This window comes from Streptomyces sp. NPDC023838, assembly GCF_040639555.1.
GTDB lineage: Bacteria > Actinomycetota > Actinomycetes > Streptomycetales > Streptomycetaceae > Streptomyces.
Genome location: NZ_JBFAAD010000040.1, coordinates 56495 through 65658, shown reverse-complemented (window position 1 = coordinate 65658; position 9164 = coordinate 56495). Strand labels below are relative to the sequence as shown.

Here is a 9164-nt window from a genome sequence, read left to right as displayed (position 1 = left end):
CGAGGGTCGTCGCACAAGCCGTCCAGGCCGCGTTCGAGGAAACGCCGCCGCCAGGTGCGGACCGTGTCCGGAGTGATCCGCAGCCGGCGGGACACTTCCATGATCGAGTGCCCCTTGGCGCACTCCAGCACGATCCGCGACCGCTGAGCCAGAGCCTGGGCCGTCGTGCGGCGACGCAACCAGCCCTCCAACACCGCCCGCTGGGCATCAGTGACCGACAACGGCGGAATCTTCGGACCCGGACGACTCATGCCCGACCAACGACGAATCTCTGACTCAGGTCACTAGGGACGCTTCCTTTGCGCACCCTCAATCACCAACGCAGCTCCCAGGCATGCCACCCCAGCAGCCATCGAGCCGAAGAAGAGCCCATCGAACAGCACGCCGTTCGCTCCCTCGGCGCTCCCGTCCTCATGTGTACACGACTTCTCAACCGGGAAGCTGGCCGTTCGTAGATCTTCACAGTGATTCTGCAAGTCCTCATTGAACACGCTCGCATTGATCCATGACAGTGCCCACAGGAGGAAGAAGATCCCGCCGAAGAGGCAAACGGCTCCCCACAGCCGGTTCAACTGGGCATCGTCTAAGCCGGTGCTCTTCACATGCCGGAGCGTACGTGCTGCGACGATGACGGCTCAAGGATTCTGTGGGACAAAGTAGGCCGGCAGGAACACACAACCGGAGGAAAGACAGCTCAGACGTCTTCCGGCTCGAGAACGAGGCGTCTTCGTGCGTGCGGCCGGCGGGTTTTCCTGTGAGCCAGGACTCCTAGAGCCCCGCTGCCGTGGTCGTCCGGGACGGGGCGCGCCTCGGCGGCTCCCGCCGCTCCACCACACGTGCACGCTCCCCCAGATCGCGCAAAGCCCGGACGTCCGGCGCACCATGAACTACCGCGCACGCGCGGCGCTTCGATGCATGGCAGGCAGGCGTGTGGGACACCCCCAATTCCCTGATCACACAGATGGACGACAGCCGCCCCCCAGCGACGGCGCCGCCGAAGGGCCGACGGCGACCTTCGCTCGCCTGCGATGGTGGGGCTCCCGACGACATGTGTCACAGAGATTCTCGTCATGGGGCCCGAGCTGCCGGCGGAGTCCCTCGACTGGCCGCCCACCATCCGGCAACGGTGGTAAGCGGGCGGCGGAAGTTTGGCTGTCTAGCTGGTCAATTTCCAGGGGGCCGGGCACGACAGCGTCCCGCCTTGCCCATCTGTGCACGGTAGTTGACGATTCGTGCAGCCCTACGTCGCGCAGCACAGACAGACCGCTCACTCCCCTCGGGACTCTTCAAGTTCGTCGGTCCACCCCAGCCTGTACGAGAACCACCTTCCGGCACACACCTCATGCGTGAGCGATGAGTTTGAACGACGGCTCGGGTCTGCCCTGGCATGACTCGGATCATCGCTGACATCTCGGTCTCCCTCGACGGCTTCGTCACCGGCCCCGACCCCGATCCCGACAACGGTCTGGGCACCGGCGGCGAGGCCTTGCACACCTGGGCGTTCTCCGACGATCCCGACGACCGGCTGCTGCTGCGCGAGGCGATCGCCCGCTCCGGCGCCGTCGTCCTCGGCCGCCGGCTCTTCGACGTGGTCGACGGGCCGCACGGCTGGGATGACACGACCGGCTACGGCGCCGGCGAGGTCGGCAAGCCCGCGTTCGTCGTCGTGACGAGTACCCCGCCGAAGTCGGTGCGGCTCACCGGCCTCGACTGGACATTCGTCACCACCGGCCTACCCGACGCCGTCGCCGCCGCGCGCGAGCGCGCCGAGGCGGCCGCGGCGGACAGGGGCAAGGACCTCGACGTCGTCCTCATGGGCGGCGGTGCCACGATCCGCGCGGCGCTGGAGTCCGGACTGGTCGACGTGCCGTCGCTGCACCTCGCGCCCGTGGTGCTGGGCGCTGGGACGCCCCTGTTCACCGGCGGCGCGCGGCGCTCGCTGGTGCAGCGGAGCGTGACCGCGACGTCAACCGCGACGCACCTGACCTACGACGTCCTCCGGTGAGCTCAATGACCACCATCAACGTTATTGGGATCGCCTTGGCCATCGAGTCGTTCGGTGACGACGACGCGCCACTCGTGCTGCTCGCGGGCGGCACGACGATGCTCTCCTGGCCCGACGCTCTGTGCGAGCGCCTCGCCTCCGGTGGGCGCCGCGTGGTGCGCTTTGACCTGCGCGACAGCGGAGAGTCGACGACGGCGGACCCGGAGACGCCCGCCTACACCCTGCGCGACCTCGCCGCCGACACGGCGGCCCTTGCCGACGCGCTCGGCGGCGGGCCCGCGCACGTCGCGGGGCTCGGCGTCGGCGGGATGGTCGCCCAGGTGGCCGTACTCGACCATCCGGGCGCGTTCTCGGCGCTAACCCTGGTCGGCAGCCGCCCGGTTGCGCCCGGGCCGCCCGACGACGACCTCCCCGACCATGACCAGGCGACGATGAGCCGATTGTTCGCGCGTCCGATGCCCGATTGGACCGACCACGAGGGTCGAACACGGCTGCGCCATGCTGCCCATCCTCATCACCGAGCCCGAAGCACCCCTCCACCTCAACACCGGCTCTGGCTCTGGCTCTGGCTCCGGCACCGGCACCGGCACCGGCACCGGCTCCGGCACCGGAGCGGGCTACCGCATGCCGTGACCAGGGAGCGACCACAGCGGTGACCTGGGACATGAACCGCGAGTTCCTGCACCGGTCACCATGGGCTGGTGACGACCTCGATACGTTGCTGGTGAGACGAGGACGACGTCTGGTTCCACTTTGGCCGTGAGACGGAAGTCAGACCAACCCACGTGAGACACCGTCAAGAACCGCAGGTCACAGCGTCGGAATATGACACAGAACGCGAGAACCTACACCACCCAGCCTACGGGGACGGGATCCGCCACGGTGTCCGCTCTCACTCATCTTGCTGGTCCTCAGTCGAGTTGAGAACGGACAGCCAGGATGAGTGAGAGCGGACACCCTTGACGCCGCGCTGGCTCGACGACCTCGCGGGGCCCTAAATGGCGCCCTCCCGAACCAGGTCCCGGGATTCCGGGTGATCTGGATCGTCGGCCGGGGCGGCGGCACACAGCGCCGCCTCGACCTGGCGGTTGCTGGTCATGGTCGACGTGACGGCGGTCATGGTGAGGAGGAGGCCGGCGGCGGTGTAGAGCGGGGTGCGTACGTCGTAGGTGGTGGCCAGCCAGCCGCCGAGGAAGGCGCCGAACGGGGCGGCGCACATGGCGAGCATGCGGGAGGTGGAGGCGACCCGGCCCATCAGGTGGGCGGGGACGATCGCCTGTCGGAGGGAGGGGCCGAGCACCATCGTGGCGCCCATGCCCGCTCCGCAGACGGCGAGCGCGAGGCCGGCGACGTACGGGTTCGGGGCGGCGGCAAGGCCCAGGATGGCGAGTCCCTCGACTGTGGCCGTGCAGGTGAGCGCGGTGCCGGTGCCGAGTCGTCGGCCGAGGAAGGAGGCGATGCCCGCGCCGAGCAGACCGCCGGAGGCCTCCGCCGTGAGGAGCAGGCCGAAGCCGAACGTGTCGATGCCGAGACGATCGTGCGCGAAGAGGGCGAGCACGGTCTCCACGGCGAGGAAGGCGATGTTCCCGACCGCCGGACGCAGCGCGAGTCCGAGCAGTAGCCGGTCCCGGAAGACGTATGAGGCGCCGGCTCGCGCCTGCCGCAGTAGTGACTCATGGGCCTGCGGTACGGGGCGAGGTGCGGCGGGCAGCGACCGTACGAGCAGTGATGAGAGGGCGAACGACACCGCGTCGGCGAGCAGCGGAACCGCCCGCCCGAGCGCGAGCAGGGCACTGCCCGCAGGCGGCCCCGCGAAGCCGGACGCGGCGGTCTGGGCGCCGCGCAGGCGGGAGTTGGCGCGCTCCAGGAGCGCGGGGTCGCGGCCGAGCAGATCCGGCAGATAGGCCGTGGCGGCCGTGTCGAAGAAGAGTCCGCCGAGGCCGAGCAGGAAGGCGACGGCCGCGAGCAGTGGAATGCTCAGCACGTCGAGCGCGGCGGCTGCCGCCGGTATGGCGAGCAGCACGGCACGCACCGCGTCCGTGACCCGCATCGTGCGCCGACGGTCCCAGCGGTCCACCAGCGCGCCGCCGAGCACCCCGAAGAGCAGCCACGGCAGCGTTCCTGCGGCCGTGACGACGGCGAGCGCCATCGGATCCCGCGTCAACGTCAAGGCGAGCAGCGGCAGCGCGGCATGCGACACCCCGTCACCGAGCGAGGAGACCGTCTGCGCGGTCCACAGCCGTCCGAACCCGGTCGGCAACTTCCGAACGTCTGAGGTCGAGGTCACTTGGCGTCCCCTTCGGCCTGCTCGCGCGATGCGGGGTGGAACAGTGCGAAGACGAGCGACGCGTCCGGCAGCGACGGATCGGACAGCTCGCGGTACTCGTCCGCCAGTGCCTCCAGCCGCGCCCCCAGCTCCGCGAACTGCTCGTCGGTGAGCCGCAGATGCGCCATCCGTACGTGCCTCTCGCCTCCCACCGGCGCTGCCTCCAGGTCCGCCACCGCGTGCCGCATCAGCACATCCGGCCCTCCCTCGCCCGGATCCGGCAGCACGATCGCCCGCGCGGCCATCGCGTAGTACCGCTCGGTGACTCCCCGGACCTTCCGGGTTCGTACCACCTTCACCAGGCCGGCCCGCTCCAGCAGCCGTACGTGGTAGCTGGAACTCCCCTTCGCGAGGCCCACTCGCTCGGCGATCTGGGTGATCGTCGCGGGCTCGAAGCGGAGCACGGCCATGATCCGGTGACGCGTGAGATTGGAGACGGCGCGTAGCTGCTCGTCCGTGGTGACGTGGAACGTCTCGGGAAGATCATCGGTAGGCACGGGTCTAATGGTCAACACTTCTTGACCATTAGGCAAGGGTTTTTTGTTCGAACTTCCGGAATCGACTGTTCAGCACGCGCGGCCTTCGCTCCCGCACCCTCCTTCCCGACCTCGCCGCCACTCCTGTGACCAGCCATGATGGGGGCTGCCAACCACGGGGGCGGAGGCATGGTGGGCACCCCTGGCGAGATCGCGGCGGCGGGGTTGACCGATGCGTCGGCGCCTGATGTCTCATCAGGCATCAGGAAATCTCACCCTCGGTGGTGGCGCTCGGCTCGCGGGTCTGCTGTAGCGGTGCTGAGGCCCGATCCAGAATTATCGAGCAGTGTGCACCGGACTCCGGCGGTCTGAGGATGTCGAGAACGTGTCGCCGGCTCCGTCCCAGGGACATCAGCAGCCACCACCAGCCGCACGAGGAAGAAGGAGAATCCAGCATGGCGATTCAGCGGATGGACAACGTCGGCATCGTCGTCGAGGACATGGACGCCGCCATCGCGTACTTCGTGGAACTCGGTTTGGAGCTGGAGGGCAGGGCGGAGGTCAAGGGCCTCGTCGCCGACCAGTGCACCGGACTCGACGGCGTCCACTGTGACATCGCGATGCTCCGGACCCCGGACGGTCACAGCCGCCTCGAACTGGCGAAGTACCGCAGCCCCACGGCAATCAGCACCGAGCCACGCAACCAGCCCCACAACATCGTGGGCACACACCGCGTCATGTTCGCCGTCGACGACATCCAGGACACCGTTGCCCGCCTGCGCCCTCACGGCGCCGAACTCATCGGCGAGATCGCCCGGTACGAGGACAGCTACCTGCTCTGCTACCTCCGCGGCCCGGAAGGCATCATCGTCGGACTGGCCGAACAACTGCACTGAGAAGGAGAAACCGAACCATAGCGACGAACGAGATCATCGGGGGGCAATGCCCCCGGCGAGCCGATGGAGCTCACGGGCCGCCGCATCGCTGCCCCTGGTGCTCCGTGCCCCTGGTGGCCCTGGCGCCGCACCTCCCGAAGGCTCTGCTCTCCTCGAGCAATCCTGCTCTCCCTGCCGTTTCAATGCCTGGTTCTCGCATCGCCGGCCAGTGGTCCTGCCGTGGTCCCGGGCTGCCCGGATTGGTCCCAGCCCGTGTGCGAGACCTGAACCGCGGGGTGCTGCTTTGTACGAGCAGCGGCGCAGGTTCTCACTGATGTTGATACCGGTGCCGCCGGCGGTGAGTGTGGCGGGGTCGAGGACCGTGACCTCGCCCACGGTGTGGTGATCGGCCCACACACAGAGCGGGCCGGTGTGACCGGTACCGGATGGCTCAGACACATCGATGGTCTTGAGTATCTGACACTTCATGACTGCCTCGCCGAGCCCCTGTGGCGGGGCGTTTCGCAGAGCACCGACCGGTGTTGTCACCGTGGTCTTGTCGGCGGCCGTCTTCGTCTTCTACGCGCACACGCCGCTGCGCGCGCGGCCCTGGCGGACAGTTGAGCGCCACGGGCGGTCTGCGAAAGTGCCTTCTGAGCAGGGACGATGAACCTTGTCGAGGGGTTCTGTCGGTCCACATGGAGGCACTTTCTGCGCGAAGGGCGGCCTCGGGCAGATCCGCCCGCGGCGAATTCGTGCACGCCGTGACCGCTTCGCGGAGCTCCCTCCGCCCGGCAGGTGGTTTCCGGCCGCGATGGCGCGCCTTCGGCGACCGACCGGCCAGGGGCGCGCAGGCACTCTGGCGTCATGCCTGTCCACGGCTCTACCGTGGCACGGGGACACACCCGCACCACAGTTCGTCTCGCTTGTCATGGACGCGCCATTCACTGCCCTGTCATTCACCACACACCGTGACCTTGATGACTCCAGGCAAGAGGTGAGCCATGTTCGTGCACCGCAGACGCCCAGCCCGACTACGTCGACGGCGTCGACCACGTCGGCTCAGTGTCGTCATCCTGCTCCTCGGCGTCGTCGCGGCTGTCGCGGCCGGGCCTGCCCTGGCGACGCCGGATGCCGCGCCCTGGGGCCCGCCCCTCGTCAAGCCGGTCGACCCTCAGCACTGGCGCAACCCCGACGACATGACCTGGGCCGAATACCGCTCCGTCCCGGGCACCGACTGGGCGAACCCCGACCGCCGGCCCACCCGGCGCAAGTTCAAAGGCGCTCTCGTACTGCTGGACTACTCCGACGAGGAGTTCTCGGTCACCAAGCCCGCCGGCGCCGCCAAGTTCGGCAATCCACTGCCCAGCGCGTCCGGCATTCCCCGCGCCCAACTCCCCAAGTTCTACGAGGACTTCCTCAACAAGCCCGGCGCCCTCAACCACGGCCACACCATCAACGAGTACTGGATGGAGGATTCCGGCGGCCGCTTCGGCGTCGGCCTGACCGCCTTCGGCGCCTACCGCATGCCGGGCAAGTCCTACCAGTACGGCATCGAGCCCGGCATGAACCCCGGCGCCTGTCCCGTGGGCGAAACCTGCGGCAAGGACATCCGCGCCGACGGCAAGCGAGCCTGGGTCGCCGACGTGGGCGCCGGCAAAGCCGGCGAGTTCGACTTCGTCTTCTACCTCACCGCCGGAGTGGACGAGTCCTCCGCCTGGCAGGAGTTCGGGCCGATGAAGTTCGCCTCCGCCCAGGACGTGCCGGTCGCCTGGGGACCCCCGTCCCCCATCGCCTCCGGACAGAACGCGGCACGGACCCGCTACGTGCCGTGGACGTCCTGGCAGGCGGCAGCCCGTATCTGGCCCAACGCCGCCAACGGCTCCTCCATCCAGGCCGAGAGCTCCGGCATGGCCACCTTCGCCCATGAGCTCAGCCACATCCTGGGCATCGGCGACAACTACAACAACCCCTACGGGACACCGCTCAGCCGCTCCTACACCGGCATCTGGGGCATGCTCTCGCGCGGCACGTTCAACGGCCCCGGCGGGCCGCACACGCGCTGGCAGATACCCGCCACCGCGGGCGGCTCCATGGGCGCCCAGCACGTCCTGCGCGACAAGCTCAAACTCGGCATGGTCGACGAGAGGAACATCCTGCGCCTGGACCGCGACGCCCTCAAGGACTCCGGCCCCGTCGTCGCCCGCGTCACCGCCCGCTCCGCCCCGCCGGGAGAGAAAGGGCTCACCGGCGTCAACATCACCATGGCCCGCGACCTGTCACCGGCCTGCGACCGGGCCACCGACCCGCTGTGCGACGGCGGCGGCTACGACAACTACACCGTCGAGGTCGTCGACCGCATGGGCATGGACTCCTTCACACCGGACAGCGGTGTCCTCCTCAGCAAGACCAAGAACGCCGACAACGCGCCGTTCGCCTGGGTGGTCGACGCCCACCCCGAAGACATCGGCCTGGTGGACTTCACCCGCCCCGACGGCACTCCGCAGAAGATCACGATGGGGGACTACCGGCAGCTCAGCGACGCGCTCTTCCACGCGGGGGCCGACTCCGGCAGCTCGTACGAGTACGTCGACGAGGCCAACCGGCTGCACTTCTACGTCCTCAACGTGCGACGTGACGCCACCGGCGTGCTCTCCTACGACATCGGCATCAAGTCCCTGGACGGAGTCGGCCCGCAGACCCCAGCAGTCGCCCTCGGCAAGGGCTCCGTCACGAGCGCGCCCGCCACAGGCCGGGCCGTGTGTACCTTCAACCTCACCAACACCGGGCAGCCCGACCCGAACAACCAGCCGCACCTGTCCTCCGACATCTACCGCCTGACCGCCACCACCTCGCAACGCGGCTGGTCGGCCTGGCTCCCCAACCGCCTCGCCGCCGCGGCCGCCGGCACCTCCGTCCCCGTCGACGTCGCCGTCACCGCGAAGCCGGGCGCCGAACGCACGGGCGCCGTCATCCTCACCGCCCGCTCGGAGAGCGACCCGGCCAAGACAGCCCAGGCCACCTGCTCGCTGCCGAAACCGGCCCGGTGACCACTCCCCCACAGCACACGGGGCGACCGGGCCACATCCGGCCCGGTCGTCCTGTGCCCTGGCGACAGCGGCGGCGATGGAAGTCAGCCGCTGACTGCCACCGGGACCGGCTTCCCGGTGCTCAACGGTGAAGTCGTAACCGTGGGTGTCGAGTTGGGCGGCCGGGCGGCCCTACCAGATCACGACTGCGCCACCGGTCTGAACGGCGCGGCGGGCGGCATCGCTGATGTGGGCCAGGTTCGAGGCCAGGAGGTGCGTGTGCTCGTCGTAGGTACGGTCGGGGACTGCCCGCGACGATCAGGCGAGCAGGGGTTCTGCAACCACCGTCGCACCCCCACCACGGCCGCCCCGCGCGGGGCGGCCTCCCGGACTCACATGAGTACGGGTACGGATAGACGCTGCCAACCGCGTCGCAAGAATGGACACATGAAC

General features: G+C 69.0%; 7 protein-coding genes and 1 pseudogene. 4 read left to right on the top strand and 4 right to left on the bottom strand.

The window, feature by feature from the left end:
* Window positions 1-221, bottom strand: a 221-nt coding sequence (locus AB0G17_RS32550) for a helix-turn-helix domain-containing protein (protein WP_361390445.1), incomplete at its 3' end; no start/stop codon positions are given.
* Between the two features lie 63 nt (window positions 222-284).
* On the bottom strand, window positions 285-602 hold the full coding sequence (locus tag AB0G17_RS32545; RefSeq protein ID WP_361390443.1) for a hypothetical protein: 318 nt from the start codon (window positions 600-602) through the stop codon (window positions 285-287).
* Between the two features lie 785 nt (window positions 603-1387).
* Between AB0G17_RS32545 and AB0G17_RS32540 the strand changes: the two genes are divergently transcribed.
* Complete coding sequence (locus tag AB0G17_RS32540) at window positions 1388-2005, top strand: dihydrofolate reductase family protein (RefSeq protein WP_361390441.1); 618 nt, start codon at window positions 1388-1390, stop codon at window positions 2003-2005.
* A 5-nt stretch (window positions 2006-2010) separates the two neighbouring features.
* A pseudogene (locus tag AB0G17_RS32535) lies at window positions 2011-2478 on the top strand (alpha/beta hydrolase); the annotation flags it as partial.
* Between the two features lie 521 nt (window positions 2479-2999).
* Here the strand turns inward: AB0G17_RS32535 and AB0G17_RS32530 are convergent.
* Window positions 3000-4265, bottom strand: coding sequence for an MFS transporter (locus tag AB0G17_RS32530; RefSeq protein WP_361390451.1), 1266 nt, complete (start codon window positions 4263-4265; stop codon window positions 3000-3002).
* Window positions 4266-4288: 23 nt separating this feature from the next.
* Entirely contained in the window at window positions 4289-4828 is a 540-nt protein-coding gene (locus AB0G17_RS32525) for a winged helix-turn-helix domain-containing protein (protein WP_361390439.1), read from the bottom strand.
* A gap of 434 nt (window positions 4829-5262) precedes the next feature.
* On the opposite strand from AB0G17_RS32525, the gene AB0G17_RS32520 reads away from it, so the two are divergent.
* Together AB0G17_RS32520 and AB0G17_RS32515 are read left to right on the top strand one after the other, a co-directional pair.
* The gene (locus tag AB0G17_RS32520; protein ID WP_361390437.1) at window positions 5263-5703 is read left to right on the top strand and encodes a VOC family protein; all 441 of its coding nucleotides are present in this window, start codon (window positions 5263-5265) and stop codon (window positions 5701-5703) included.
* A gap of 983 nt (window positions 5704-6686) precedes the next feature.
* A complete protein-coding gene (locus AB0G17_RS32515) occupies window positions 6687-8732 on the top strand; it encodes a M6 family metalloprotease domain-containing protein (protein ID WP_361390435.1) in 2046 nt (681 codons plus the stop codon).
* The last annotated feature ends 432 nt before the right edge of the window (window positions 8733-9164 follow it).

Bases quoted from the DNA above. Each gene is read 5' to 3' on its own strand.
- AB0G17_RS32515 (WP_361390435.1), top strand. From the start codon at position 6,687: ATGTTCGTGCACCGCAGACGCCCAGCCCGACTACGTCGACGGCGTCGA.
- AB0G17_RS32540 (WP_361390441.1), top strand. From the start codon at position 1,388: ATGACTCGGATCATCGCTGACATCTCGGTCTCCCTCGACGGCTTCGTC.
- AB0G17_RS32520 (WP_361390437.1), top strand. From the start codon at position 5,263: ATGGCGATTCAGCGGATGGACAACGTCGGCATCGTCGTCGAGGACATG.